Raw genomic sequence first — 25,110 nt, 5'->3', positions numbered from 1 at the left:
AACAACCAACACCGCCGGGAGGATATCGCGTTGGCGGCCAGCAACGGCCACATCACCATCCCCGCAAAGCGCTGACGTTCAGCGCGCGTTGCGCCGCTGGCGGGCGATCTCGCCGAGCACCACCCCGGTCGCCACCGACACGTTCAAACTCTCCACCTGGCCGGACATCGGGATGGACACGACGAAGTCGCAGCTTTCGCGCACCAGCCGGGAAAGACCTTTGCCTTCCGAACCGACCACGAGGGCCAGCGGCTCGGTCCCGGTGAAATCGTCGAGGCTGGTGTCGCCCTCCGCGTCGAGGCCGACGAGGAGCAACCCCCGCTCCTGCCATTGTTTGAGCGAGCGGGCGAGGTTCGGCGCTTGGGCCACCGGCAGACGCGCGGCGGCTCCTGCGGACGTCCGCCACGCGATGGCGGTCAGGCTCGCGGAGCGCCGATTGGGGATGAGCACCCCATGCCCGCCGAACGCGGCCGCCGAGCGCACCACCGCGCCGAGGTTGCGTGGGTCGGAAATGTGGTCGAGCGCCACGAAAAGAGCGGGTCTGCCGGAGTTCTCCGCTTCGGTGAGCAGGTCTTCGGGGTGGTGGTACTCGTATGGGCGGACCCGCAGGCCGATCCCTTGGTGCGGAGCGCCGGAGGAGCGCCGGTCCAATTCGAAACGAGCCACTTCGGTCACGGGCACACCGACGTTCCCGGCGATGCGGACGCTCTCGGCCACTCGTTCGTCCGCGTCGATCCCCGAAGCGACCAAAAGCTCCACGGCGGGCACTTTCGCCCGGAGGCATTCGAGGACCGGGTTGCGCCCGAGCACCCATTCCGGCGCGTCGGCGGCCTGTCGCACCGCGCGGGCCCGCGTCTTCGCGGCCTCCTGCGCGGCAGCCCGCCGCGCCGCTGGGTGGCCGGTCCGGGCGGTCGCAGGCGGGGTCGGGCCTTTGCCCCGCAATCCTCGCCGTCTCGGTCCAGGAGCCATCAGGGCTGTCCTCCGTTCGTCTCAAGCGACCATTTGGGGCCGTCCGGCCCGTCGGTCACGATAATTCCCGCCTTGCGCAACCGGTCCCGCACATCGTCGGCGGTCGCCCAGTCTTTGCCAGCTCGAGCCGCTTCTCGACGGGACAATTCGGCCTCCACCAAGACGTCCACCGCCCGGAACGCCGCCTTTTCTTCGCGCTCTCGGCCCGAAGCCCACATTGGGTCGAACGGATCGCAGCCGAGGACGGCGAGCATGGCGCGCACCGAGGCCGCTGTGGCCGCGGCGGCCGGATCCGCGTCCGCCAGCTCCGTGTTGCCTTGTTTGGCTTGGCGCTGCAGCTCCGCGAGCGCCTTGGGCACCGCGAGGTCGTCGTCCAACGCCGAGGCGAACTCGTCGGCCACTTGCCCGACAGGGATCTCGCCGAACTGCTCCGCAGCCCGCAGGACGAAGGACTCGAGCCGCTGGTAGGCCACAGCGGCTTCGACAACTGCTTCGATCGAGAACTCCTGAGTGGACCGGTAATGCGCGCAGCCGAGGTAGTACCGCAGCTCTTGGGGGCGCACCGCGGTGAGCAGTTCTTCCAAGGACAACACGTTCCCGAGCGACTTGGACATTTTCTCCCCGCCCAGGGAGAGCCACCCGTTGTGCAGCCAGAACCGCGCGAACTGGTCCCCCGCCCCGTGCGCTTGCGCCAGCTCGTTCTCGTGATGGGGGAACACGAGGTCCATGCCGCCGCAGTGGATGTCGAACTCCGAGCCCAGGTACGCCGTCGCCATGGCGGTGCATTCCAAATGCCAGCCGGGGCGCCCCGGACCCCACGGGGTGGGCCACCACGGCTCGCCGGGCTTGGAGCCCTTCCACAGGGTGAAGTCGCGCGGGTCGCGTTTGCCCGCCCCCGCGCTTTCGCCTTGGTGCACGTCGTCGGGCTGATGTCCCGACAACTTCCCGTATTCGGGGAGGGATCGCACGTCGAAATACACATCGCCCGCCCCGGTGTAGGCGTGGCCGCGTTCGATCAGCCGCTCGATGCAGGTTGTCATCTGGGTGATGTGCCCGGTCGCCCTGGGCTCCGCCGACGGCGGGAGGACGCCGAGCCGGTTGTACGCGTTGGAGAACTCGCGCTCGTGCGTGGCCGCCCACTCCCACCACGGGCGGCCCGCTTCGGCGGCTTTGGCGAGGATCTTGTCGTCGATGTCGGTGACGTTGCGGATGAAGAGCACGTCGAACCCTTTGGCCAACAGCCATCTGCGCAGCACGTCGAACACCACGGCGCTGCGCAAATGCCCGACGTGGGGTTTTCCTTGCACGGTCGCGCCGCACAGGTAGACCGAGACCTGGCCTGGTCTGAGCGGGGCGAACTCCCGGACCACACGGGTGCGGGTGTCGTACAGGCGCAAGGTCACCCGGCGATCTTAGCGTTTCTGGGGCTGGCGGGGTACACCAGCGCGTTCGCGACGGCGGCACGCCCTTCGCCGCGCCCGGTGAGGCCGAGCCCGTCCGTGGTGGTCGCCGCGACGCTCACCGGCGCGCCGAGGATCGCGCTGAGCAGCTCTTGCGCCTCGACCCGGCGGGGGCCGAGCCTGGGGGTGTTCCCGACGACTTGGACGACAGCGTTGCCGATCACGAACCCGGCCTGTTCGACCAGTTTGCGCGCCTCAGTCAGCAGCAGCTCGCCGGAAGCGCCGCGCATCTGCGGCCGGTCCACCCCGAAAACTGTGCCCAAATCGCCCAGGCCTGCCGCCGAGAGCACCGCGTCGACCAGCGCATGGGCGGCCACGTCACCGTCGGAGTGACCGGCGCAGCCGTCGGATTCGGGGAACAACAGGCCCGCCACCCAGCAAGGCCGGCCGAGCTCGATGGGATGCACGTCGACCCCGCTGCCGACCCTGGGCAGCAGCGTCTCCACGGCGCCTCCGCGCGTTGTGCGCGCCAACGCCTCCGCGAGCACGAGGTCTTCGGGCGTGGTGATCTTGAACGCCAGCGGGTCGCCCTCGACCGCCGTCACTCGCGCCCCGGCGAGTTCCGCCAAGCCCGCGTCGTCCAGCTCCGAGGCTCCGTCTCGCGCGACGGCCCCCCGATGCGCTTGGCGGAGCACATCCGCCGCGAACCCTTGGGGTGTTTGCGCCCCGCGCAGACACGAGCGGTCCAACGTGCGGACGACCGAGCCGTCCGGGCCCACTTCTTTCACCGTGTCGGCCACGCCCACGGCGGGGACCACGGCGGCGTGTCCCGCCACGACGGCTTCGGCGACGGATCGGAACAGCTGCGCAGGGGCGAGCGCCCGAGCCGCGTCGTGCACGAGCACCACGTCTGCCGCTGCGATCTGGCTGAGTCCTGCCCGCACGGACTCGGTGCGGGTGGCTCCGCCCGAGACCAGCCGCGTCCTTGGGTCCACGGCGCTCCTGGCCTGCGCGGTCCGGTCGGCGGGGACCACGGCGACGACCTCGTCGACGATCCCGGAGCGCCACGCGGCGGAAACCGACCGTGCAAGCATGCTGTGTCCGCCGACGAAGACGAAAGCTTTCGGGCAGGGCTCGCCTGCCTCGTCGACAGCGCCGAGCCGGGAGCCAGACCCAGAGGCCACAATGATCGCGGCCACTTTTCCCACGAGTCGCCCCGACGAGCTACGAGGCCTGGGCGAGCACCTCGTCGAGCAGGCCCTCAGCTTTCGCGTCGTCCGAGCTCTCCGCCAGCGCCAATTCTCCGACCAACACCTGCCGGGCCTTGGCGAGCAGGCGCTTCTCGCCCGCGGACAGGCCCCGGCCCTGTTCCCTGCGCCACAGGTCGCGGACGACCTCGGCGACCTTGTGCACGTCGCCGGAAGCGAGCTTTTCGATGTTGGCCTTGTATCGGCGGGACCAGTTGGTCGGCTCTTCGGTGTGGACATCGCGCAGAACGTTGAAGACCTTGTCGAGGCCCTCGTCGCTCACCACGTCGCGGATGCCGATGTACTCGGCGTTCTCAGCGGGCACGCGGACGGTCAGGTCCCCATGGCCGACTTTGAGCACCAAGTACTCCTTTTCCACCCCTTTGATGGTTCTGACCTCGATAGCCTCGACAAGCGCGGCTCCGTGGTGCGGATAGACGACGGTGTCCCCAATTTTGAAGTTCATACGCGACGCTCACCTTTCACTCCATCGATCTTACCAGCGGCCGAAGTCCGCCCGTCCCCGGCTCCGCGCCCCCTGAAGGGCCGCGCAGAACTGCGCCGATACGATCCGTGATTCATGTCATACCCATTTCCCAGGATACCCTCGAGCGCCAGCCGGGCGGGCGGCGGGCCGGGGACGACCTCCTCCGACCTTCCACGCGAGCACCGGTTACAGTAATCCGCAAAGTCGATCAGGCAATCCCGAACCAACCGGAGGACAGACGATGGCAGTCACCACCAACCAGCGACGTCCACTGCTGGCGCTCGTGGCAGGGCTGGCCGCCGCCGCTGCGCTCTGCTCCTGCTCGGCGGGCTGGAACACCCAGACCGGTTCGCAGCTGGCCGCCATCGACGGCACGTCGATCAACTCCGACCTGGACGGGGTCGGCGTGCGCAACGCGTACATCGCCGTTTCCGGGCAGGAGGGCTCCTTGTCCTTCGTCGCCGTCAACCCCTCGATCCGCCTGGTGCGCCTGAGCTCGGTCACCGTCGTGTACCCCTCCGGCAAGCGGCAGAACCTCTCCGCGCTGGCCAACAAAGACATCCCAGCCCAGGGCCGCCTGCAGGTCGGGCCAGTCCCGGCCGACGCCTCGGGCATCGCGCGGGCTGACTTCGCCCCGAGCCCCTCGTTGGACATGGCGGGCGAGCAACTGGCTCCGGGGCTTTCCGTGAAGATCGAATTCAACGTCGTCGCGCCGCCGTCGCACGACCCGGACTTCCCGCAGGAGAAGCGGACGAGCTTCCAGGGCCCGGTGCCGATTATCGGCAAGGGCGAAAGCCCCGCCAAGAAGGACTGACGCCTCGGCGGGGGCGGGCGAGCTTCGCCGGCCCCCGTTCTTGTCAGACCCTGCTGCGACACTGTGGGGCATGGCGAGAACAAGCGCGCAAGAAAGCCGGCACCGTTGCGGCGAATGCGGCTCCATCCAGGTGAAATGGCTTGGCCGATGCCCTCGCTGCGGCGCATGGGCGAGCCTGGTGCCGATCTGCGAAACCGCCGAGGGGCGCGCGGCGTCCGTGGAGCCGATGACGCAGATACTCGGCTCGGAGGCGTTGACGCGGCCCACCGGCGTCCGCGAATTCGACCGGGTGCTCGGCAAAGGGCTCGTCGCGGGCTCGGTGGTGCTTTTGGCGGGCGAGCCGGGAGTGGGCAAGTCCACGCTCCTGCTCGAGACCGCGAAACAATGGGCGCTCGCCGGGCGCCGCTGCCTGTACGTCTCCGGGGAGGAATCCCCTGCGCAAGCCAGGGCTCGCGCCGAACGCATCGGGGCCGTGCATGAGAAAGTCCTGTTCACAGCCGAAACCCAGTTGGAAGCGATCTTGGCGAGCTGTGTCGAGCACACACCCGAGCTGGTGGTGGTGGATTCGGTGCAGATGCTCCGCTGCGCGGGCGAGGCCCCCGGCGCGATCAGCCAAATCCAAGAGGCCGTTCGCCGGTTCAGCGCGCTCGCCAAAGCCCTCGACATATCGGTCGTGCTCATCGGCCACGTCACCAAAGAGGGCGAGATCGCGGGACCCCGCTTCCTGGAGCACCTCGTGGACGTGGTGTTGACGTTCGCGGGCGAACAGCATTCCCGGCTGCGCCTGTTGCGCGGGGTGAAGAACCGGTTCGGCCCGAGCGACGAGGTGGGCTGCTTCGAGCAGAACGAGCACGGGATCTCGGGGGTCGCCGACCCCGGCTCGTTCCTGATCGGACGACGCGAGCACCCCGTCGCCGGTTCGGTGGCGACCGTGGTGATGCATGGCCGACGCCCCTTGCTCGGAGAAGTCCAGGCGCTGGTGGCCCCGTCCTCCCGCGGCGGGAAGACCGTGGTGAGCGGCCTGCGCTCGGACCGGGTGGCGAAAATTGTCGGCGTGCTCTCCGCGCGGTGCGGCCTGGATCTGAGGGAGAAGGACGTGTACCTCTCGACCGTGGGCGGGATGTCCATGCACGAGCCGAGCGCCGACCTCGCGATCGCGCTCGCGATCGCGGGGGCCGCCGTCGGCGAGGCGCTGCCCTTGGGCCTCGTCGTCTTCGGCGAGGTCGCGCTCACCGGCGAGGCGGTCCCGGTGACCGCGACGGAGCAACGCCTCGCCGAAGCCGCGCGGCTCGGAAGGAAAAGCGCCATCGTCCCGGCCGGCGGCGAACTCGGTCGAGACCAGAAATCAGCCACAGGCCTGACGCTCATGACCGTGTCGACCACCGCGATGGCGCTCGCCCAGCTGCGCGGCAGGAAAGAGGCTTCGCCTGCGAAAAACGCCATAGCCGAACAAACCCGAGGCGAGCCCTTGTCCGCAGCGGTCTAACACTGCCCGCAGCGGCCTGGAGCGGCTTTACGGGGCGACGACGTTGAACGTGGCCGGCGCGGAGACTTTCTGCCCAAGCTGCGCCACGACCCGGTAATAGCCCGGCTGGATGTCGACCCGCTCCTCTTGGCAGCCGGGCGACGAGGTCTTGCCGGTCCATGTGGCCTGGAAAGCGACCTGCTGGCCAGGTTTGAGCATCTGCAAGCTCTGGCCGTTCGTCGGAGCGCAGTCCTGGCTCGACCACACCCGATCCGAACCGTCGAGCGTGGAGACGATGAACGCTTGCATGCCGTCCCCGACATCCCGTTGGCAGGGAAGGGCGGAGCCATTGGTGACCACGCCCTTGAACTTCGGCTGCTCGCCGACGTTATAGGTCGCCTTGTCCGCGGAGACGACCACGGCCAGCACATCGTCCGAGCACAACTGGCCCGCTTGGGCGAGGGTCGGCGACGGCGGAGGCGGAGCGTCCGCCGAGGACGCGGCAGGCGGTTCGGATTGCGAAGACGAAGCGTTGGCGGACGGCAGGGCCGTCGAGCGGACCGGCGGTTTCGCGCCCCCTTGGCGCGCGAAAACAAAGACAGCGGCGATAATGGCAACCAGGATGATCGCGCCGACCCCCAAAGCCAACGACCGCCGCCGCACGTACACCTCCGGTGGCAGGGATTTATTTCGAGACGCTGCAGCCACGGAACCGACACTACTCGGTGACGACATGATTTCCAGCGCGGCACACCCAAGCGGATTCGAATTCTCCGACGGGGGCCGGTGGCCGCAGGCGGCGCAGGCGCTGATCCGATGGTTCGGAGAGCACGCGAGAGCACTGCCCTGGCGGGAACCGGGAGTCACCCCGTGGGGTGTGTTGCTCAGCGAAATCATGCTGCAACAGACCCAGGTGGACCGGGTGCGCCCGATCTGGGAGGAGTGGGTCTGCCGATGGCCCTCTCCTGCGGCGCTCGCAGCCCAGCCGCTCGCCGAAGCGCTCCGGGCATGGGGCAGGCTCGGCTACCCGAGGCGGGCGGCGCGGCTGCATGAAGCCTCCCGCGTGATCGTGGCTGAGCACGACGGCGAGGTGCCCGATGAGCTCGACGCGCTCCTCGCGCTGCCCGGAGTCGGGGCCTACACGGCACGAGCGGTGCTCGCGTTCGCGTTCGGACAACGCGCGCCGGTCGTCGATGTGAACGTTCGTCGGGTGCTGTGCCGTGTCCGCCGCGGCGAGGCCGACGGCCCCGCGCGGGCACAAGACCTGCCGGACACGCTCGCCCTGCTGCCGCAGGACCCGGCGGCGGCGAGCGCGCTGTCCGCCGCGCTCATGGAGCTCGGCCAAACCGTGTGCCTGCCGCACGCCCCGAACTGCGCCGCCTGTCCTGTCCACCCGTGCCGATGGGCGCGCGCGGGCAAGCCCGCAGCGCCGGAGCCCGCCGCGCGGCGCGCGCCCAGGTACGCGGGCAGCGACCGGCAAGCGAGAGGCGCCCTGCTCGCCGCGCTGCGCGCCAGCGCCGAGCCGCTGCGCAAAGCGGAGCTGGATCAGGCGTGGCTGGCGAACCCGGTCCAGCGCGAGCGGGCGCTCCGCTCGCTGGTGGAGGACGGGCTCGTCCACGTCGCCGACGGGGGCCGCGTCGCGCTCGGCGCGGCAGACGGACGAGCCAACGCAGCAGAGTGACCCCGTACACTCTGCTCATGAACAACGCGTCCAGCGACAAACGACAGGATTTGCTCGCGCTGACAGCTTCGGCGCTGGCCACGACGGCGGTCGCCGGGCTTGGATCAGCGGCCTCGGTCCGCGCGCGGGAAGACTACGCCAAACTGCGCCAGCCTCCCTGGGCTCCGCCGGGCTGGGTGTTCGGCCCGGTGTGGACAGCGCTGTACACGATGATGACGGTCGCGGCGTGGCTTGTGTGGCGCGAAGAGCCGCGCGAGGGGGCTCGCCCCGCGTTGCGCGCCTACGCGGTGCAGCTCGGGCTCAACGCCATATGGTCGCCGTTGTTCTTCGGTCTGGGCAAACGCGGAGCAGCCTTCGTCGACATCGTGCTGCTGTGGGGAGCCATCGTCGCCACCGTTCGCCTTTTCGCGCGGCGCAGCCCGCTTGCCGCGGCCCTTCTGGTCCCCTATCTCGCCTGGGCCACGTTCGCGACCGCGCTCAACTGGTCCGCCTGGCGGCTCAACAAGTGAGCGGCGTCAGCGTCCTTTGACGGCCTCATAGCGCAGCAACGCTTCGGCGCGCTCCTGCGCGTGGTCCACGATGGGCGGCGGGTAGCCCGCCGGCCTCGGGTTCGGCTCGTGGGCCTTGGGCCCCGGCATGTCGCGCAACTGCGGAACCCAGCGTTGGATGTATTCCCCGCCGGGGTCGAACTTCTTGCCTTGCGCAGTCGGGTTGAACACCCGGAAATACGGGGCGGCGTCCGTGCCGGTGCCCGCCGTCCACTGCCAGCCGTGGCTGTTGGAGGCGAGGTCCCCGTCCACAAGAAGCCGTATGAAATGGCGCGCGCCCCATTGCCAGGGCAGATGCAGGTCTTTGGTGAGGAATGAGGCGGTGATCATCCGCACCCGGTTGTGCATCCAGCCCTCGGCGGCCAACTGCCGCATCCCCGCGTCCACGATCGGGTACCCGGTCTCGCCGCGTTGCCAGGCGGCGAAATGCTCTTGCGAATCGCTCCACGCGAACCTGTCGAAGCGCCGGTCCACATTGTGCCAGGCGGTGCGCGGATGATGCGAGAGCACATCGGCGTAGAAGTCGCGCCACGCGAGCTCGGTGACGAACACGTCTTTGTCCGTGTCGTCCGCGTCCGCGGCTGCGATATCCCGCAAAAGCGTGCGGGGGTGCAGGGCGCCGAATTTCAGGTGGGCGGACAGCCTGCTCGTGCCGTCCACGGCGGGGAAGTCCCGGTTCTGCGCGTACCCTGCCAGGGCTCCTTCGAGGAACGCCGTCCAGCGTGCCGCCGCCGCCTGCTCACCCGCCTCGCGGACCAACCGGGGCGAGGGAAGCTCCGTCTGGCACGAGACCTCGGCGGCGAGCCAGCGCGTGGAGTCGGCGCCCGTTTGGGCGGGCCGAGGCCAACCATGCGCGGACCAAGCCCGCCGGAACGGGGTGAACACCCGATAGGGGTTGCCGGAGCCGTTGCGGACCCGGCCAGGGCTGATCGCGTACGGTGAGCCCGCCGGGCGCAGCTCGCGGCCTTGCGCCTTGAGCGCAGCGGCCACCGCCGCGTCCCGCGCGCGGCCGTACGGCGCGAAGTCCTCGGTGCAGCGAACAGCTCCGACGTTGAGCTCGCGCGCGACGTCCGGCACGACGCGCGCAGGATCCCCCTCGGCGACGACCAGCCTGCCGCCGAGCGTTTCGTCCAACGCGGCGAGGGCGCTGAACAGGTAGTCGAGCCGGGCTTGTCCGCTGCCTCGCGTCAAACGGGGGTCGAGGACGAACAGCCCCACCGCCTCTTTGGCGACTTCCAGCAGCATCGGCTGGTCGGCGAGGCGCAGATCGCGGCGGAACCAGCAGAGGTCGGGTCGGCTCATTCGGGCGGCGTCTCTCGCCCCAACTCATGGGCGAGGGCTTCTCGGATGGCGGGGTAACGGAACGTGTGGCCGAGTTTCTGGAGTCGGGCCGGAACGACACGCTGGCTCGCGAACGCCAGCTCAGCGGCCCCTTCGGCTCCGAGGAGCAGCCTCGGCCCGAATTTCGGCACCGGCAGGACGGCGAACCTGCCGAGGACGTCGGCCAACGCCTTGGTGTACGCCGCGTTGCGGACCGGCTGCGGCGCGACCGCGTTGACCGGGCCGCGCAGATCCTCGTCCACAACCGCGCGCCGGTAGATGTCGACCAGGTCGTCGAGCGCGATCCACGCCAACCATTGCGCGCCGTCGCCGAGCTTTCCGCCGAGGCCGAGCCAGAACAACGGCCACAGCAGGCGCAGCACGCCGCCTTGCCCGGACTGCACCACGCCGGTCCGGATATGCGCCACCCGCGTGCCCGCCTCCTTGGCGGGCGCGCACGCTGATTCCCAGGCCACGACGACCTCGGCCAAAAAGCCGTCGCCCCGCTCCGCGTCCTCGTCCAGCGCGAGGTCGCCGCGATCCGCCCCGTACACACCGACCGCGGACGCGCAGACCAGCGCGCTCGTGGACTTCGAACCCGCCACACGTTCGGCCAGTTTCCGGGTGGGCCCGACCCGGCTGTCGAACACGGCGCGGCGGTGTTCGGCGTCGAAACGGCCCGCGATCGACTCGCCCGCCAAATGGACGACGACGTCGACCCCGTCGAGGAGGTCCGCCGCGGGCTCGTCCACATCCCAGCGGCGCTCGCCGGGGTGTCGCGGGCCGCGCCGGACCAGTTTGACGACCCGATGCCCCGAGGTGGTGAGCAGCGCGGACAGGGCTTGCCCGACGGTGCCGCCCGAACCGGTGACCGCGACGGTGAGCGGCGGGGCCTGGGCGTCGCGCCAGGCCCGCGCGCGGCGCAACGCGGCGAGGTCCCCGGCGAGCTGGCGGTGGCGGAAAGCGAACACCGGCCGCAGCACACGGCCGGGGGCGAAGCTGGACACCTCGTCGCCGACCAAGGTCGCGCCGTCGCCGACCGGCGTGAAGGTGTGGACGTGCCGCCATCCGCCGGTGAGCTGGCGGACGGGGAAGGAGCTGGCTTCGTCCACGAACTGCCGACCGGGGACAAAGCCCGCTGGGTCGTGTTCCGCGGTCCAACGCGCGCCGAGAGGGAGCCGCAGCACCGCCCGGCCGTCTGCCAGGTCGTCGGCTTCCCGCTCGAACCGCACGCCCGACCATGGCGGCGTCAGGCGTTGGGCGGCTCCGGGCGCGGCGAACCACGCGAAGACCTCCTCCGGCGGAGCCTGGACAACACTGCTGACCTTATAACGCACGTCACAACTCTACTGGATTTCGGCGGCGCGCGGCGAGGAGAAACCATCCCGCCCAGAGCGCGAAGAACAGCGCGACCGCGACGTAGCCGACGTGCTCCAGATCGACGATGTCCTCGCCCGCGATCAGCCCGACCAGCTCGACCGTGCCGACGCCGAGGGCCAAGAACACGGAAAGACCCGTGATCGCGATGTTGTACCACCGCGCGGCGCGCTCGTCGCGAAGAGCGCCGCGGTAGGCGTAGCCCATCAGCCAGCCGTCGAGGGTGTCGAAGAACGTCATACCGGCGGCGAAGCACACCGGGATCGCAAGGGCCAGCCACACCGAGGCCCCGCTCGCGGCGGCGGCCCCGGCCAACACCAAAAGCGCGATCTCCGACGCGGTGTCGAACCCGAGGCCGAACAGGAAGCCCACGAAGAACATCTGCCACGGCTGCGTGACGAGTTGGGCGCGTTGGAGCAGCCAGCCGCCCGGCTGGCGCTCTCGTCCCTGGAAGGCAGCGACAAGCACACGCAGGTTCATCAGGCCCAGGACGAGGAGGAACACGACGGAGGCGAGGGAACCGAAGAGCCCGAGCGCACGCCGGGCGGGGGAATGCTCATCGAGCAGCGAACCCGCGAACTTCGCCCCGGCCACGGTGGCCACCGCCATGAGGAACACCACTGCGGAGTGGCCGAGCGCGAACCAGGTCCCGACTGTCCGCGCGCTGCGCCCTTTGGCCACAAGCCGACGGACAACGTTGTCGATCGCGGTGATGTGGTCGCCGTCGAAGGCGTGCCGGACGCCGAGGAGCAACGCGGTCACGAGCACGCCGAAATGCAGCATTCGGCCAGACTAGCAGCGCCGCTGGCTGGCCGCCGATGTTGTCGGAGCAACCGGTTGTCTTGGAGCTCTGCGCACACCCGCACTCGGTCGCATGGTTCCCCCGTCCATCCCGACCGCCGAGGAACCCGATCTTCTCGGCCTCATCGCGACGCGCGGCGGCCGGGTGTGGCCTTTGGTCGTCTCGGCCTAGTGCTCGTCCAGCCCGAACATCTGCGGCAATGGTTCGTACAAATCCCGCAGAGACTTCGCCAGCTCGTGCTTGTCCTTTTCGCTGAGCTGCGCCGAGGGCAGGCCCCGCAGGCGGGCGACGACCGATTTGGCCTCCTCGGCCCGATCCGCGAAGTCCAGCAGCCGATCCGCGTAGCCACGCAGATGCTCTGCCTTGCGTTGCAGATCGTCGAGCCCTTCGGGGACTTCTTCCTCGCAATCGTCCGCTGTGGCGGCGAGGTTGTGGAAGTGATCCAGTATCCCGTCGGCGAGGTGGCGGTAGCGGGCCGCGGCCGCTCGAACGTCCGCGGGTTGCAACGCCTCCCCCGCGCGCATGTTCTCCTCGAACCGCGCCGCCGTGTCGTCGGCGTCCGGGTTTTCCACGTCGTCGTGAGCCATTCGCGCCCTCTTCCGTCCGCACGGTCCCGTGCTTGCGTCCTCGTCTTCGCCTCCTGCTGGACGGTACCATGCTGCCATGAGCACCGCCGATGAGGAGCCCGGACAGAGGCGTCCGCCCCATGGCGCCCGCAAAGCCGCCGGGAGCACCGCCCACTTGGCCGCCGAGCTCGAAGAACACACGCCGTCGTGGCTTCGCCCGCACAACCCGGAGAACCGGTTGCCTGTGTTGGCGGCGATGCTCGTGGCCGTGGCGCTGCAACTCGCGGTCGCGGACTCGTACGCCCTGCATCCGCGATGGCTGCTCTTCGGGCTCGAAAGCGTTCTCCTCGTGGTCCTGATCGTGCTCAACCCGATTCGGCTGACTCGACACCCCAAGCTCAGCAGAGCATTCAGCATCGCGTTGGTCGCGGGCATCAGCGTCGACAACGCGGTCTCCTCGGCCCTTTTGGACGAGAACATCCTCACCGGGCGCACCGGCAAGGACGCCGTGAGCCTCCTGGGCAGCGGCGCTGCCGTCTACGTCACGAATATCATCGCGTACGGCATCTGGTACTGGCTCTTGGACCGGGGCGGCCCGTTCGCCCGGCACGAGGGCAGACATCCGAACCCGAGCTTCCTCTTCCCGCAAATGACCCTCGGCAGGCTCGCCCCGAAGAACTGGGTTCCCCGGTTCTTCGACTACTTCTATGTGAGTTTCACGAACGCGACGGCGTTCTCACCGACCGACACCATGCCGCTCACCCATTGGGCCAAAGCACTCATGGCGGCGCAAAGCATGGTCGCGCTCGCCACGATGGCGCTCGTCGTGGCCCGAGCGGTCAACGTCTTGGGCTAAGAACGCGGCCACGAGCTGGCGGCACGCCTGCGGCTCGGTGTCGTGCGCGAGGTGGCCCGTGTCGAGGGCGGCGTGCCGGACGAGCGGGCCGCCTTGGTCCCGCTTGCGCTGCGCCATCGCGCGCATTTGGCCCTCCGGGGTGACGCCCCCTGTGGCCTCGATCAGCAATGCCGGAGCCGAAACCGCCTCCCATTCCGGCCAATAGTCGCGCTCGCCCCACTGCGCCGCGATGGCGCACCACGCGTCGATGTGCCCGTGCAATCGGTAGCCGCCGCCGGGGAGCCGGTCGAAGGACTCGCGGAAATACCGTCCGGCGACCTCGCCCACAAGCGAATCCACCGATGCGGCGTCGGGGAAGTCCACAGGCCAGCTCCGCAGCCACGGCTCCCACGGCCCCAAGGTCCTGCCTCGGAAATCCGGGGCCATGTCCTCCACGACGAGCGCTCGCACCAGGTCCGGCCGGGCGGCGGCCAAACACCACGCGTGCAGCCCGCCCATGGAATGGCCGATCACCACGGCTGGCATGTCCGCGTGCGCTTCGAGCACGGCCGCCGCTTCTGCGACGAACCGTTCTGTCGCGACGCTGCCGCCGTCGACGTCGCGTCCTTGATGCCAGGCCGCGTCATACGTGATGACCCGTCCCAGCTCTTGCAGCCACGGCACATGTCGGAACCAGGTGCTGCCCCGGCCCATCAAACCGTGCAGCAGCAGGATGGTCCGGCCGAGGCCAGGACTCCGGCCGGAATGTCTGGCCTTGTGCTCAAAAATCCGCGCCGAAGCCACAGCCTGGTCAAACATTTCCCTGGTTCCCTCGAACCACCGCGGTGTCTGCCGTTCTCGGCCAGCAGGCGTTATTCGCCAGCGGGCTCCCCAGCGCCTGCGAGGACCGGCTCGGCGGCTGCGGCCGCGCGGAAGACGAACTTGGCGTCTTCGCCCGCGGACTCGCCGTCCCAGCCTTCGACGTCCACAAGCACCTTCTGCCCGGCGCCGAACTCGCCGAAGAGGATCTTCTCCGAGAGCTGGTCCTCGATCTCGCGCTGAATCGTCCGGCGCAGCGGACGGGCGCCGAGCACCGGGTCGAAGCCGCGCTTGGCCAACAGCCCTTTCGCTTGCGCGCTGAGCTCGATCTCCATGTCTTTCGCCTTGAGCGCCGCGGCCACGCGAGTGATCATCAAGTCCACCATCTTCACGATCTCCTCGTTCGTGAGCTGGTGGAAGACGACGATCTCGTCGATGCGGTTCAAGAACTCGGGGCGGAAGTGCTTCTTGAGCTCGTCCTGGACTTTTTGCTTCATCCGCTCGTAGTTCGAGGTGTTGCCCTCGCCCGAGCTGAAGCCCAAGCCGACTGCCTTCGAGATGTCGGAGGTGCCGAGGTTCGAGGTGAAGATCAGCACTGTGTTCTTGAAGTCCACGGTGCGGCCTTGGCCGTCGGTGAGACGGCCGTCCTCGAGCACCTGCAACAGCGTGTTGTAGATCTCGTGGTGCGCTTTCTCGATCTCGTCGAACAGCACGACGGAGAACGGCTTGCGGCGCACCTTCTCGGTGAGCTGGCCGCCCTCTTCGTAACCGACGTAGCCCGGAGGAGCCCCGAAGAGGCGCGAGGCCGTGAAGCGGTCGTGGAACTCGCCCATGTCGATCTGGATGAGCGCGTCGTCCTCGCCGAACAGGAAGTTCGCGAGCGCCTTGGACAGCTCGGTCTTCCCGACGCCGGAGGGGCCGGCGAAGATGAACGAGCCGGACGGGCGCTTGGGGTCTTTCAGGCCCGCGCGGGTGCGCCGGATCGCCTTGGCGACCGCCGCGACGGCGTCGCGCTGGCCGATGATCCGTTTGTGCAGCTCGTCCTCCATGCGCAGCAGACGGGCGGTTTCTTCCTCGGTGAGTTTGAAGACGGGGATGCCAGTCCAGTTGGCCAGCACCTCCGCGATCTCTTCCTCGTCCACCTCGGCGACGACGTCCATGTCGCCGGAGCGCCACTGCTTCTCCCGTTCGGCGCGCTGCGCGACGAGCTTCTTCTCCGTGTCGCGCAGGCCAGCCGCCTTCTCGAAGTCCTGCTCGTCGATCGCGGACTCTTTCTGCCGACGGGTGTTCGCGATTTTCTCGTCGAACTCGCGCAGGTCGGGGGGCGCGGTCATGCGGCGGATGCGCATCCGCGCGCCCGCCTCGTCGATGAGGTCGATGGCCTTGTCCGGCAGGAACCGGTCGTTGATGTAGCGGTCCGCGAGGGAAGCCGCGGCGGCCAGCGCCGAATCGGTGATGGACACGCGGTGGTGGGCCTCGTAGCGGTCCCGCAGGCCCTTGAGGATCTCGATGGTGTGCTCCACCGAGGGCTCCCCGACCTGGACCGGCTGGAACCTGCGCTCCAGCGCGGCGTCCTTCTCGATGTACTTGCGGTATTCGTCGAGCGTGGTCGCGCCGATGGTCTGCAGCTCGCCTCGGGCCAGCTTGGGCTTGAGGATCGAGGCCGCGTCGATGGCGCCCTCGGCGGCGCCCGCGCCGACCAGAGTGTGCAGCTCGTCGATGAAAAGGATGATGTCGCCCCTGGAGTTGATCTCCTTGAGGACTTTCTTGAGCCGTTCTTCGAAGTCGCCCCGGTACCGGCTGCCCGCGACCAAGGAACCCAGGTCGAGGGTGTAGAGCTGCTTGTCTTTGAGCGTCTCGGGGACCTCGCCGTGCACGATGGCCTGCGCGAGGCCCTCCACGACGGCGGTTTTGCCGACGCCGGGCTCGCCGATGAGGACCGGGTTGTTCTTGGTCCGCCGCGAGAGCACCTGCATGACGCGCTCGATTTCTTTCTCGCGCCCGATGACGGGGTCGAGCTTGCCGTCGAGCGCGGCGCGGGTGAGGTTGCGGCCGAACTGGTCGAGCACCAGCGAGGTGGACGGGGTGCCCGCCTCGCCGCCCCGGCCGCCGGCCCCGGCGGCCTCGGGCTCTTTGCCGCCGCCGGAGTAGCCGGAGAGCAACTGGATGACTTGCTGGCGCACCCGCGACAGGTCGGCCCCGAGTTTGACGAGGACCTGCGCCGCGACGCCTTCGCCCTCACGGATCAGCCCGAGCAGGATGTGCTCGGTGCCGATGTAGTTGTGGCCGAGCTGCAGCGCTTCGCGCAAGGACAGCTCCAGCACTTTCTTCGCCCTCGGCGTGAAGGGAATGTGCACAGAGGGGCCCTGCTGGCCCTGGCCGATGATCTCCTCGACCTGGCTGCGGACGGCCTCCAAGGAGATCCCCAAGGACTCCAAAGACTTCGCCGCGACGCCTTCGCCCTCGTGGATGAGGCCCAACAGAATGTGCTCGGTGCCGATGTAGTTGTGGTTGAGCATCCGGGCCTCTTCCTGGGCCAGGACCACAACGCGACGTGCGCGGTCGGTAAATCTCTCAAACATTCTGTATCACCCTTCTCTGTGCGCCGTCAGAAGCTGTCGCGACCCCGACGTCTCCACGACTCTCTCCACTGTAGTGGGGAACGCGGTCGTCGTGTTCACAACAGAGGCTCTGCTTGTGAACTTTTCGCGACGCGTTCAGTGAGGTCGCATGATGGAAAGCCATACCTGACCATACCCGACTGAACGCGCAGAAGGGGCGATTTGCGCCCTGAAGCGGTACGCCCGGAGCGAACATGCCCGGAAGGGCGGCTCGTGTTCAGCGCTCTTTCGCGTTGTACGCGTCAATGATGTGCTGCGGCACACGCCCTCGGGGAGAAACCTCGTAGCCGTTCGCGCGCGCCCACTCGCGAATCGGGCCGAGCTGCTCTTTGTCGACCTTCGCGGCGACCTTCGCAGGGCTCACGCCCGACTTGCGGCGCCCGCCCACCTTTGTGGCGCTGGAAATCCACGGCTCCAAAACGTCGCGCAACTTCTTAGCGTTCTTGTCGGAGAGGTCGATCGTGTAACTCACCCCGTCGAGCCCGAATGAGACCGTCTCGGCCGCGACGCTCTGTCCGTCCACATCGTCGATGATGGTCACGGTGACTTTTTTCGCCATATTGTTTCCTCGGTCTCCTTATATCTTCACATTTCCGCGAATCGCCTCTTCCTCGATTCGCTCCGTCATCGCTCTTGCCCTTACAGGATACGACACTTCACGGAAATCTTTCTATCGGCTCGCCCATACTCCTGGGGCGATATCGAAATCCCGTGACGGCGCCGAGGATTTCTGCTCAATGGCTCCACGGCGCGACCAGGCGGGACAATCCCTGTTGAGAACAATGACAACGGCCCGAGAACAACGGCGGCCATTCGAGCGCGAAACCTCGGAACGGTCCTGAGGATTTACGCCGAAGAATTCGGGCGGGTGATGGGGAAAAGCACTGTGTCACGGATTCCGAGCCCTGTGAACGCGGTCATAAGCCGGTCGACGCCGAGTCCCAAACCACCCGCCGGGGGCATGCCGTGCTCCATCGCGGCAAGGAAGTCTTCGTCAAGAGGCATCGCCTCGCCATCGCCCGAGCTGCGCAGAAGGGCCTGCGCTTGGAAACGCTCTCGCTGAACGACCGGATCGACCAATTCGGAATAACCAGTCGCCAGCTCGAAACCGCGGACGTACAAATCCCATTTCTCCACAACGCCGTCAATACTGCGGTGCTGACGGGTCAGCGGAGAAGTCTCGGCGGGGAAATGCCGCACGAACGTCGGCGCGCGCAGATGGTCGCCGACGAGGTGCTCCCAAAGCTCTTCGACCAGTTTGCCATGGCCAAGGGAGTTGATTTTCTCCTCCGCCAGACCCGCTTTGAGCGCCAGCTCGCGCAGCCGCCCGACGCGCGTCTGCGGGTCCACCTCAGTGCCGAGCGCGTCGGAAAGAGACGGGTACATTTCCAGAACAGCCCAATCGCCACCGACGTCGTACACGCTGCCGTCGGCCAAAACCAGCTCCGTGGAGCCGAACACGGCGTGCGCGACTTCTTGGACGAGTTCCCTCGTCAACGCCGCGACCGTGTCATATGTGCCATACGCCTCGTAGGCCTCCAGCATGGTGAACTCCGGGGAATGCGTGGCGTCAATTCCTTCATTGCGAAAATTCCGATTGATTTCGAAAACCCGGTCTAAACCTCCGACAAGGCATCGTTTTAAAAAGAGCTCCGGGGCGATCCTGAGGTAAAAGTCAATATCGAGCGCGTTCGAGTGCGCGATGAACGGCCGGGCGCTCGCGCCGCCTTGGATCGTCTGCAGAATCGGGGTTTCCACTTCGAGGAAACCCCGCCGTTCGAGGGCGCAGCGCATCTCCCGGAGCACCGCCACGCGAGTCCGCGCCACAGAGCGCGCTTCTGGCCGCATAATCAGGTCGAGATACCGCTGTCGGACTTGGGCCTCCTCGGACAGCTCCTTATGCGCGACCGGAAGGGGGCGCAACGCCTTGGCGGCGAACTGCCAACTGTCCGCCAGCACGGAAAGCTCCCCCCGCTTGGAGCTGACGACCTCTCCTCGGACGAACACAATGTCGCCGAGATCGACGTCCGATTTCCACAATGCCAGCGGCTCTTCGCCCACCCCGGCCAGGCTCACCATGGCCTGCAACCTGGCGCCGTCGCCCGCTTGCAGGGTCGCGAAGAGCAGTTTGCCCGCGTCGCGTTGGAAAATCACCCGACCGGCGACGGCGACAACAACACCGGTGCTCGCCCCCGTCTCGATGTCGGCGAACTCTTCCCGGATCTGGGCCAGCCCGTGCGTCACCGGCAGCTCGACCGGATACGGCTCCTCGCCCCGCGCGAGCACGCGGTCCCGCTTCTCTCTGCGAATCCGCAGCTGTTCGGGCAGATCAAGGTCTTCGCTGGTCTGTTCAGTCACAGCCGAACAGCGTACCTGCTCTCACAGGTTGGCGGCGAAGGTGGACTGCTCTCGTTTGGCGTGCGCGGCGGACGAGGCCGAAAGGGCCATTCTCGCGTCGCGCAAGGCGGCGAAACCGCCCACCACGTCCGACACCCGCTCGAGCCCGGCCGCCCGCAACCGGCGCGCGGCGAGCAAAGAGCTCTGCCCGTTGGCGCTGACCACGACCCACCACACCGCTGTGTCCCTGGCGCGCCGCAAGCTCTCTTCGCCGCCGGGCGCGCACCGCGCCGCGAGCACGAACGGGTCGATCGCGAGGGCTCCGGTCAACACCCCCTGGCGGGAACGAGCGGTTTGGGCGCGGATATCGACGAGGACCGCGCCGCGGCCGAGGGCAAGCGGGACGTCGTGCGCCGCGAGCCGTTCCGGGAAGAGAGCGGCCGAAGCCAGCGGGCCGGCGGAGGAAGTTGGCAAGGTGTGCGGGAAGAATGCCACTGCGGTTGTCTTTCTGCGTTGCAACTGTGCGCCCACGTCTTCTCAGAAACAGCGTTCTCAGACACGGTGCTCGTCAGACTGTCCCTCAAAGACACGGGGCGGGGAACCGAGGCGGGTTCAACAACAGCAACGCAGCATGCTCTCAGTATGCGGGGCGACAGCGGCGCGCGCAAGCGCAGATCACCGAGCAGAGCGGATGTGCCGCTCGAACACCATCCGCAACCCGGTCAAAGTCAACGCCGGCTCATGCGCGAACGGCGTGGCCAGCTCGTCCACGAGCAGCGGGGCCAGACCGCCGGTGAGCACGACGCGCGCCTCGCCGATCTCACCGATCATCCTGCGCACAAGGCCGTCCACCTGGCCCGCGAAGCCGAACAGCACACCGGACTGCAACGACTCGACTGTGCTTTTGCCGATCACCGACCTCGGCCTGACCAACTCCACTTTTGGAATCGTGGCGGCCCATTGCGAAAGCGCGTCCACCGAAATAGCCATGCCCGGCGCGATGGCGCCGCCGAGGAATTCGCCCTTCGCGGAGACCGCGTCCACCACAGTGGTCGTCCCGGCGTCGACCACCACGCAGGCGCTTTGGCACTGCTGGAACGCGGCCAACGCGTTGACCACCCGGTCCGCTCCCACCCCTTTCGGGTTGTCCACGAGGAGCGGCACCCCGGTGCGGACCCCAGGCTCCACCACCAACGACCTGCGCCCAGGGAAATACCGGGGAATCATCAGACGCAGCTCGCGCAGCAAAGCCGGGACCGTGGACAACGCGGACACCCCGTCGACCCGGTCGATGTGCTCGCCGAGGAAACCCTCCGCGGCGAGGTAGATCTCATCGCCGGTGAGCTTCGGGTCGGTGTGCGCCCGCCACGAGCCGACCAGCCGCGCGGCGCTGCCCGAGCCCTCGTACAGGCCGAAGGACACATTGCTGTTGCCGATGTCGAGCACAAGCAGCATCAGCGTCCCCCGTCGCCGAGCGAGACCGGCATGTTGTCGATGAGCCGGGTCGTGCCGCACCGGGCAGCCACAAGCAACCGCGCCGGTCCGCGCTGCGGGCACTGGCGCAGGTCGGGGTCTCGAAGTTCCAGGTAGTCCACGGCGAGGCCAGGGTAGCCCTCCAGCGTCGCGCGGGCCGCGCCGAGGACCGCGTCAGGGCCTCGCTCGCCCTCGGCCGCTCCGGCGCGCAGGGCCGCCGAAAGCCCTGCGGCTTGCTGGCGCTCATGCGGGCTCAAGTACACGTTGCGCGACGAAAGGGCCAGGCCGTCCTCCTCGCGCACTGTGGGGACGCCGATGGCGGACACCGGGAGGTCGAGGTCGCGGATCATCTGCCGGATCAGCGTGAGCTGCTGGTAGTCTTTCTCGCCGAACACGGCCCAGGTCGCGCCGCACGCCGCGAGCAACTTCATCACGACGGTCAGCACCCCCGTGAAATGACCGGGCCGGAGCGCTCCTTCGAGCTCGTCGGCGAGCGGGCCGGGGACAACCTGGGTGCCGCCCCCGTCCAGCGGGTACATCGCGGCGGGGGCCGGGGTGTAGACCACGCGGACTTTCTTCTGCCGGAGCGCTTCGAGGTCGGCGGCGAGCGGCCTCGGGTAACGCTCGAAGTCCTCGCCCTGGCCGAATTGCAGCGGATTGACGAAGACCGAGGCCACCACTGTGGCGTGCGGCAGGCGCTTGGCGTGTTCGACCAGCGCCAGATGCCCGTGGTGCAGCGCTCCCATAGTGGGGACCAGGGCAATGTGCTTGCCGACCGCTCGCAGCCGGTCGGCAAGCTCGCGCAACTGCTGCGGGCTGTGGCACAGCACTGGGCCGGTATGGCCGAGAGACATTTTTGTCATCTTCTCCCGTTCACTTCGCGCGCATCGGGCTCCGCGCGCGCCTCGCTGGGGTTCGGCCCGCTGCCGCGGTTCAGCGCATGTCCTCGTCCGACACGGCTGCGTCCTGCGCCCTGGCTCGTCTGCGCCGACCATGGTATCCGGCGGCCTCGTCCGGGCTGAGCCGTGAGAGCAGTTCGTTGACGGAATGCCCGGAGGCATGGGCCGCGGCCAACGTGTCCGCCGCCGCGCTCTGCTCCTGCGCCGGGACCGAGGAGTCCTCGCCCGCCGCCGGCTTGGCCCTGCGGCCGCCGCGCGACTCGGCGGGCTTGGCCCTGTCAGCCTTGTCCGCGTGCTTGGACTTCCCGGCTTTGCCGCTCGAGGGTTCTGATCGCGGCTGCGGCTCCGCGTCGCGCTGTTCGTGCCTGCCGGAGCCAGGGGCTTTGCCGGCGTCCTGGCCCGCGGCTCCCGGCTGTTGCTGCTGCTGTGGCTCCACGACAGCGGACGGGGCCGCTTCCGATTGGGAGTACCAGCTCGGGTAGTCAACCGTCTGCCCGGCCGCCGCGGCTGGTTCCATCCCCGCCATAGGAGGCGCTTTCGGCTGCTGCCAGCCAGCAGGCCGTTCTTGCGGCTCCGGATCGACGAGGGCTTGCAAGGAACTTGGTTGCCGCCGCTGGTCCTGAAGCCAGGCTTCGGGCTGCTGCGGCCAGGCGGCCTGCTGTTCGTCGTGGCGCCATTGCTCGGCGGCAGGCTCCTGCGCTTCCTTGCCCTGGGCGCCGCTGCCCTGGGCTTCCTGTTCCACAACAGTCTCCGGCGCGGAGGGCTCCTGGACGAGGGGCTGCTCGCGGCGCGCCTGGTCCGGCTGGGACGGCAGCCACAAACGAGGCGAGGCCGCGTCGTCCTGGGCCTGGGCCGCGCGTTTGCGCGGTTGCGATTCGGTGGGGGCCAGCGACTGCTTCGCCACCAAAAGCTCATCGAGCCTGGTCGCCCTCGCTTTCAACGCGGGCTGGTCGTATTCGAGATCCTGATCCAACAACTCTTGCAGCTGCCCTCGCAGCAACGCGACTTGTTGTTGGAGCTCCGCGAGCGCGCTGTGGGTCGCCGAGTCCGCCTCCGCCGTCAGCTGTCGGCGTAACTCGCCCTCCAACGAAAGCTCGTAATGATGCCGCGCTGCGATCTCCCGTTCGAGTTGCAGATCATAAATGAGCTTGTAGTCCGAGGCCTTGGCGGAGACCAGCTCGGCTTTGCGCCGCGACTGGTCGGCGATGAACGCCCAGCCCAGCGCCGCCCACAAGGCGAACACGAGGCCGAACCGCATCAACATGTCGTTTCCCGTGTACACCACTGCGACACTCGCGCCGACGGCGAAAACGAAGCAGAGCGCGTACGCGACGCTGAGCGTGGCCCCCTTACGAGACGCCTTCCGCCGCTTCGGGGCCACCGATTCGGTCATACCGCCACTCCGCACCCGCCCCTGGGGGCGATGAGGGCATGACTCGGACGCATGGTGAAGACCATACCTCGCAAATGCGGTCTCTCTGGGAATTCTGCTCGGAACATGCTCAGAAACTTCTCCATGAACGGCGAAAGAGGCCGAACCCCTGCGGGTTCGGCCTCTTTCGCCGTTGTCCGGAAAACTACTGGCAGGTGGTGCGCAGACGCCCGACCGCGTCGTTGTACTCAGAGATCGCGCCCTGAATCATGTCGCCGTTCTGGTTGTCGATCAGGTAGATCCAGTCATCAGCGGCGTGCGCGAGGTCGGTGAGCGCAGCAGTGATGTCGCTCGGGTACCCGGAGGTCGGCACCGTGGAGCGGATCTTGTCGAGAGCGGTCTGGTAACCGGCGCGGGCGGACTCGCTCGCAGCGGCCAGATCCTCGTCGGACCAGCTGGCGTTCTCGACGGCGGCGAGCTCGTTGAACTGCTTGGTGTCCTTCGCGACCTGCGCGGTCACCTCGCGGGAGAACGTGCAGGCGGCAGCTTTGACCTGCGCCGGGTTGGTCGGCTTGGGAGCAGGCGAGGCCTCCGGGGAAGCGGGCGCGGGAGAAGGCGCGGGAGCCGGAGAGGCCGAAACGCTCGGCCGGGCGGGCGCGTCCTCGTCCTCGTCGCCGGGCTCAGCGGTCGGCGCGGCTTCGTCCTGGTCCTCCGCAGACGGCTTCGGGGAGGACGAGGTGGCGTACGGGTTGTACGAGGACGTCGTCGTCGGGGAGCCGCTCGTCGCGGGGGCTTCGTCCGCGGCGGGAGCGTCGCCCGTGGCGGGAGCAGAAGTCGAAGTCGCCGGGGTCGTGTCGTCGTCCGGATCGGCCATCGCGTGGCCCGGAGCCATCAAAAACATCCCAGCGCCTGCAAGAGACACAAAACTAGCTGCACTGACCCATACTTTTCTCATAGCCTCAGAGCGTACACGGTGCGTTCTGAAATATGGCTGACTGTCTCCTGTGAATTTGTTGTGTCCTTGCGCTTGCCGCGGCGTTCAGGGCGCCGCGCCGCCAGCGCAGGATCCAGCAGAGCCGTCGCCGGGGGCCCGGCAGCACCGCCGCGACCAGAAAGCGCCTGCCACAAGCGTCGCAGCTCCGGCGACGCCGAAAAGATCGGCGGGCAGATTGCGTTCGGCGGCCAACAATTGGTGCGCGCGCAGGAACGAGTACACCGCCAGCGAGCCCCAAAACCCTGCGAAGGCAGCCCCCATGAACACCGTCGCGCTCGCGAGCCTGCCCACGCGCGCCACGAAGACCGGCGGGGTGAGGCCCGGGCCGAGGCCGATCCGATTGCCGCGCACCCGAGATTTCAGGTAGCTGCCCAGACCCGCCTCCATCAGCCCGAGCAGCATCAGCGGAGCCGCCGACGACAGCCGTTGGGGCATCGTCGTGATCCCCGGCCCGCACAGCGCCCACAGCGCGCCGACCGCAACACAGGCCACGCACCCGACAATGACATCGCGATTCATGAGACGTGCGCGGTGAACGCGGACAACGTGAGCGGGGTGTGGCGCACGGAGGCCCGCTCGGCCTGCGCGAGCTGGGCGATGAGCTCGCGGACCGAAATGTCCTCGCCGCCGACCGCCAAGCGCGCCTGCGGCTGGACCTGGAGCCAAGGGACGAGCACGAAGGCCCGTTGATGCGCCCGAGGATGCGGGACCGAGAGCGTTGGCTCGTCCACCACGACGGGGGCCCCGTCCTCGTCATAGCAGGCGATCACGTCCACATCGAGCGTCCTGGGCCCCCAGACCGTCTCGCGCGTGCGCCCCGCGAGCGCCTCAGCCCGAAACGCCTCGTCCAACCAGCCCCGCGCGTCGAGCGCAGGATCGGACGCCATGAGCACCGCGTTGAAGAAGTTCGGGCCGGCCGTGCCCCACGGGTCTGTCTCGTACACCGAAGAGGCCGCGAGCACCCTGTCGCCGAGCGAGGCAACGGCGAGCTGCAAAAAACCCAGCCGGTTGCCGAGATTGGACCCGAGAGAAAGCACTGCCGTGGTCATACGGCAATGATAGTCGCCCTCGCGGCGGCTCCGGG

Annotated in this window: 25 protein-coding genes and 1 pseudogene; 5 read left to right on the top strand and 21 right to left on the bottom strand. The window is 68.3% G+C overall.

Annotated elements, in window-relative coordinates; translation table 11 throughout:
* Window positions 1–78: 78 nt before the first annotated feature.
* From rlmB to SROT_RS02230, 5 genes and pseudogenes are all read right to left on the bottom strand, one after another.
* The gene (gene rlmB / locus SROT_RS02245; RefSeq protein ID WP_013137391.1) at window positions 79–969 is read right to left on the bottom strand and encodes a 23S rRNA (guanosine(2251)-2'-O)-methyltransferase RlmB; all 891 of its coding nucleotides are present in this window, start codon (window positions 967–969) and stop codon (window positions 79–81) included.
* Window positions 969–2,372, bottom strand: a complete 1,404-nt coding sequence (cysS, locus tag SROT_RS02240) for a cysteine--tRNA ligase (protein WP_013137390.1) — start codon at window positions 2,370–2,372, stop codon at window positions 969–971. The genes rlmB and cysS overlap by 1 nt, the downstream gene beginning before the upstream one ends.
* Complete coding sequence (ispF, locus tag SROT_RS16950) at window positions 2,369–2,866, bottom strand: 2-C-methyl-D-erythritol 2,4-cyclodiphosphate synthase (RefSeq protein WP_245535421.1); 498 nt, start codon at window positions 2,864–2,866, stop codon at window positions 2,369–2,371. Before ispF ends, cysS begins: the two co-directional genes overlap by 4 nt.
* Before the next feature lie 42 nt (window positions 2,867–2,908).
* Window positions 2,909–3,568, bottom strand: a pseudogene (gene ispD / locus SROT_RS16945) (2-C-methyl-D-erythritol 4-phosphate cytidylyltransferase); the annotation flags it as partial.
* A gap of 25 nt (window positions 3,569–3,593) precedes the next feature.
* Complete coding sequence (locus tag SROT_RS02230; RefSeq protein ID WP_013137388.1) at window positions 3,594–4,082, bottom strand: CarD family transcriptional regulator; 489 nt, start codon at window positions 4,080–4,082, stop codon at window positions 3,594–3,596.
* Window positions 4,083–4,344: 262 nt separating this feature from the next.
* On the opposite strand from SROT_RS02230, the gene SROT_RS02225 reads away from it, so the two are divergent.
* Together SROT_RS02225 and SROT_RS02220 are read left to right on the top strand one after the other, a co-directional pair.
* A complete protein-coding gene (locus SROT_RS02225; RefSeq protein WP_013137387.1) occupies window positions 4,345–4,917 on the top strand; it encodes a hypothetical protein in 573 nt (190 codons plus the stop codon).
* Between the two features lie 70 nt (window positions 4,918–4,987).
* Window positions 4,988–6,403, top strand: coding sequence for a DNA repair protein RadA (locus tag SROT_RS02220; protein WP_013137386.1), 1,416 nt, complete (start codon window positions 4,988–4,990; stop codon window positions 6,401–6,403).
* Window positions 6,404–6,430: 27 nt separating this feature from the next.
* Here SROT_RS02220 and SROT_RS02215 read toward each other — a convergent pair whose 3' ends face one another.
* The gene (locus tag SROT_RS02215) at window positions 6,431–7,090 is read right to left on the bottom strand and encodes a hypothetical protein (RefSeq protein WP_245535340.1); all 660 of its coding nucleotides are present in this window, start codon (window positions 7,088–7,090) and stop codon (window positions 6,431–6,433) included.
* Window positions 7,091–7,115: 25 nt separating this feature from the next.
* Between SROT_RS02215 and SROT_RS02210 the strand changes: the two genes are divergently transcribed.
* Both SROT_RS02210 and SROT_RS02205 read left to right on the top strand, forming a co-directional pair.
* The gene (locus SROT_RS02210) at window positions 7,116–8,063 is read left to right on the top strand and encodes an HhH-GPD family protein (RefSeq protein WP_013137384.1); all 948 of its coding nucleotides are present in this window, start codon (window positions 7,116–7,118) and stop codon (window positions 8,061–8,063) included.
* A gap of 17 nt (window positions 8,064–8,080) precedes the next feature.
* The gene (locus tag SROT_RS02205; protein ID WP_041407571.1) at window positions 8,081–8,572 is read left to right on the top strand and encodes a TspO/MBR family protein; all 492 of its coding nucleotides are present in this window, start codon (window positions 8,081–8,083) and stop codon (window positions 8,570–8,572) included.
* A 6-nt stretch (window positions 8,573–8,578) separates the two neighbouring features.
* Here the strand turns inward: SROT_RS02205 and SROT_RS02200 are convergent, their stop codons facing one another.
* From SROT_RS02200 to SROT_RS16335, 4 genes are all read right to left on the bottom strand, one after another.
* Entirely contained in the window at window positions 8,579–9,913 is a 1,335-nt protein-coding gene (locus SROT_RS02200) for a cryptochrome/photolyase family protein (RefSeq protein ID WP_013137382.1), read from the bottom strand.
* Entirely contained in the window at window positions 9,910–11,268 is a 1,359-nt protein-coding gene (locus tag SROT_RS02195; protein WP_013137381.1) for a TIGR01777 family oxidoreductase, read from the bottom strand. Before SROT_RS02195 ends, SROT_RS02200 begins: the two co-directional genes overlap by 4 nt.
* A gap of 1 nt (window position 11,269) precedes the next feature.
* Window positions 11,270–12,091: a HoxN/HupN/NixA family nickel/cobalt transporter gene (locus tag SROT_RS02190; protein ID WP_013137380.1), complete on the bottom strand. Its 822-nt coding sequence runs from the start codon at window positions 12,089–12,091 to the stop codon at window positions 11,270–11,272.
* A gap of 186 nt (window positions 12,092–12,277) precedes the next feature.
* A complete protein-coding gene (locus tag SROT_RS16335) occupies window positions 12,278–12,697 on the bottom strand; it encodes a hypothetical protein (RefSeq protein WP_013137379.1) in 420 nt (139 codons plus the stop codon).
* A gap of 76 nt (window positions 12,698–12,773) precedes the next feature.
* On the opposite strand from SROT_RS16335, the gene SROT_RS16330 reads away from it, so the two are divergent.
* Window positions 12,774–13,532: a hypothetical protein gene (locus SROT_RS16330; protein ID WP_013137378.1), complete on the top strand. Its 759-nt coding sequence runs from the start codon at window positions 12,774–12,776 to the stop codon at window positions 13,530–13,532.
* On the opposite strand, the gene SROT_RS15910 is transcribed toward SROT_RS16330, so the two are convergent.
* The 11 genes from SROT_RS15910 to folK all read right to left on the bottom strand — a co-directional run bounded on the left by SROT_RS15910 (window position 13,413) and on the right by folK (window position 25,075).
* Window positions 13,413–14,330 (bottom strand): alpha/beta hydrolase, encoded by a 918-nt coding sequence (locus tag SROT_RS15910; RefSeq protein WP_013137377.1) that lies wholly within the window; start codon window positions 14,328–14,330, stop codon window positions 13,413–13,415. The two genes, SROT_RS16330 and SROT_RS15910, sit on opposite strands and share 120 nt — an antisense overlap.
* A gap of 53 nt (window positions 14,331–14,383) precedes the next feature.
* The gene (locus SROT_RS02175) at window positions 14,384–16,912 is read right to left on the bottom strand and encodes an ATP-dependent Clp protease ATP-binding subunit (protein ID WP_013137376.1); all 2,529 of its coding nucleotides are present in this window, start codon (window positions 16,910–16,912) and stop codon (window positions 14,384–14,386) included.
* A gap of 256 nt (window positions 16,913–17,168) precedes the next feature.
* On the bottom strand, window positions 17,169–17,510 hold the full coding sequence (locus tag SROT_RS02170) for a histone-like nucleoid-structuring protein Lsr2 (protein WP_013137375.1): 342 nt from the start codon (window positions 17,508–17,510) through the stop codon (window positions 17,169–17,171).
* Window positions 17,511–17,797: 287 nt separating this feature from the next.
* Window positions 17,798–19,309 carry a lysine--tRNA ligase gene (gene lysS, locus SROT_RS02165; protein WP_013137374.1) on the bottom strand — a complete coding sequence of 504 codons (1,512 nt, stop codon included), beginning with the start codon at window positions 19,307–19,309 and terminating at the stop codon, window positions 17,798–17,800.
* 21 nt (window positions 19,310–19,330) lie between these two features.
* The gene (locus tag SROT_RS02160; protein ID WP_148223309.1) at window positions 19,331–19,762 is read right to left on the bottom strand and encodes a rhodanese-like domain-containing protein; all 432 of its coding nucleotides are present in this window, start codon (window positions 19,760–19,762) and stop codon (window positions 19,331–19,333) included.
* A 201-nt stretch (window positions 19,763–19,963) separates the two neighbouring features.
* Window positions 19,964–20,743: a type III pantothenate kinase gene (locus tag SROT_RS02155; protein WP_013137372.1), complete on the bottom strand. Its 780-nt coding sequence runs from the start codon at window positions 20,741–20,743 to the stop codon at window positions 19,964–19,966.
* On the bottom strand, window positions 20,743–21,615 hold the full coding sequence (panC, locus tag SROT_RS02150; RefSeq protein ID WP_013137371.1) for a pantoate--beta-alanine ligase: 873 nt from the start codon (window positions 21,613–21,615) through the stop codon (window positions 20,743–20,745). The genes SROT_RS02155 and panC overlap by 1 nt, the downstream gene beginning before the upstream one ends.
* 79 nt (window positions 21,616–21,694) lie before the next feature.
* Window positions 21,695–23,053, bottom strand: coding sequence for a DUF6779 domain-containing protein (locus SROT_RS02145; RefSeq protein WP_013137370.1), 1,359 nt, complete (start codon window positions 23,051–23,053; stop codon window positions 21,695–21,697).
* Window positions 23,054–23,237: 184 nt separating this feature from the next.
* The gene (locus SROT_RS02140; RefSeq protein WP_013137369.1) at window positions 23,238–23,924 is read right to left on the bottom strand and encodes a hypothetical protein; all 687 of its coding nucleotides are present in this window, start codon (window positions 23,922–23,924) and stop codon (window positions 23,238–23,240) included.
* A gap of 147 nt (window positions 23,925–24,071) precedes the next feature.
* The gene (locus tag SROT_RS02135; protein WP_187288054.1) at window positions 24,072–24,518 is read right to left on the bottom strand and encodes a DUF3180 domain-containing protein; all 447 of its coding nucleotides are present in this window, start codon (window positions 24,516–24,518) and stop codon (window positions 24,072–24,074) included.
* Between the two features lie 23 nt (window positions 24,519–24,541).
* Window positions 24,542–25,075 (bottom strand): 2-amino-4-hydroxy-6-hydroxymethyldihydropteridine diphosphokinase, encoded by a 534-nt coding sequence (gene folK, locus SROT_RS02130; RefSeq protein WP_013137367.1) that lies wholly within the window; start codon window positions 25,073–25,075, stop codon window positions 24,542–24,544.
* Between the last annotated feature and the right edge of the window lie 35 nt (window positions 25,076–25,110).

This window comes from Segniliparus rotundus DSM 44985 (assembly GCF_000092825.1).
In the GTDB taxonomy this organism is placed as follows: Bacteria; Actinomycetota; Actinomycetes; order Mycobacteriales; family Mycobacteriaceae; genus Segniliparus; species Segniliparus rotundus.
The sequence above is the reverse complement of the archived record's forward strand: the minus strand, read 5'-3'. Positions and strand labels throughout refer to the sequence as shown.

What these genes read in the sequence shown, in the direction of transcription:
- rlmB (WP_013137391.1), bottom strand. Translation starts at nt 969, where the DNA reads ATGGCTCCTGGACCGAGACGGCGAGGATTGCGGGGCAAAGGCCCGACC.
- SROT_RS02230 (WP_013137388.1), bottom strand. Translation starts at nt 4,082, where the DNA reads ATGAACTTCAAAATTGGGGACACCGTCGTCTATCCGCACCACGGAGCC.
- SROT_RS02225 (WP_013137387.1), top strand. Translation starts at nt 4,345, where the DNA reads ATGGCAGTCACCACCAACCAGCGACGTCCACTGCTGGCGCTCGTGGCA.
- SROT_RS02220 (WP_013137386.1), top strand. Translation starts at nt 4,988, where the DNA reads ATGGCGAGAACAAGCGCGCAAGAAAGCCGGCACCGTTGCGGCGAATGC.
- SROT_RS02210 (WP_013137384.1), top strand. Translation starts at nt 7,116, where the DNA reads ATGATTTCCAGCGCGGCACACCCAAGCGGATTCGAATTCTCCGACGGG.
- SROT_RS02205 (WP_041407571.1), top strand. Translation starts at nt 8,081, where the DNA reads ATGAACAACGCGTCCAGCGACAAACGACAGGATTTGCTCGCGCTGACA.
- SROT_RS02200 (WP_013137382.1), bottom strand. Translation starts at nt 9,913, where the DNA reads ATGAGCCGACCCGACCTCTGCTGGTTCCGCCGCGATCTGCGCCTCGCC.
- SROT_RS02190 (WP_013137380.1), bottom strand. Translation starts at nt 12,091, where the DNA reads ATGCTGCATTTCGGCGTGCTCGTGACCGCGTTGCTCCTCGGCGTCCGG.
- SROT_RS16335 (WP_013137379.1), bottom strand. Translation starts at nt 12,697, where the DNA reads ATGGCTCACGACGACGTGGAAAACCCGGACGCCGACGACACGGCGGCG.
- SROT_RS16330 (WP_013137378.1), top strand. Translation starts at nt 12,774, where the DNA reads ATGAGCACCGCCGATGAGGAGCCCGGACAGAGGCGTCCGCCCCATGGC.
- SROT_RS15910 (WP_013137377.1), bottom strand. Translation starts at nt 14,330, where the DNA reads ATGTTTGACCAGGCTGTGGCTTCGGCGCGGATTTTTGAGCACAAGGCC.
- SROT_RS02175 (WP_013137376.1), bottom strand. Translation starts at nt 16,912, where the DNA reads ATGTTTGAGAGATTTACCGACCGCGCACGTCGCGTTGTGGTCCTGGCC.
- SROT_RS02170 (WP_013137375.1), bottom strand. Translation starts at nt 17,510, where the DNA reads ATGGCGAAAAAAGTCACCGTGACCATCATCGACGATGTGGACGGACAG.
- SROT_RS02155 (WP_013137372.1), bottom strand. Translation starts at nt 20,743, where the DNA reads ATGCTGCTTGTGCTCGACATCGGCAACAGCAATGTGTCCTTCGGCCTG.
- panC (WP_013137371.1), bottom strand. Translation starts at nt 21,615, where the DNA reads ATGTCTCTCGGCCATACCGGCCCAGTGCTGTGCCACAGCCCGCAGCAG.
- SROT_RS02145 (WP_013137370.1), bottom strand. Translation starts at nt 23,053, where the DNA reads ATGACCGAATCGGTGGCCCCGAAGCGGCGGAAGGCGTCTCGTAAGGGG.
- SROT_RS02140 (WP_013137369.1), bottom strand. Translation starts at nt 23,924, where the DNA reads ATGGCTCCGGGCCACGCGATGGCCGATCCGGACGACGACACGACCCCG.
- folK (WP_013137367.1), bottom strand. Translation starts at nt 25,075, where the DNA reads ATGACCACGGCAGTGCTTTCTCTCGGGTCCAATCTCGGCAACCGGCTG.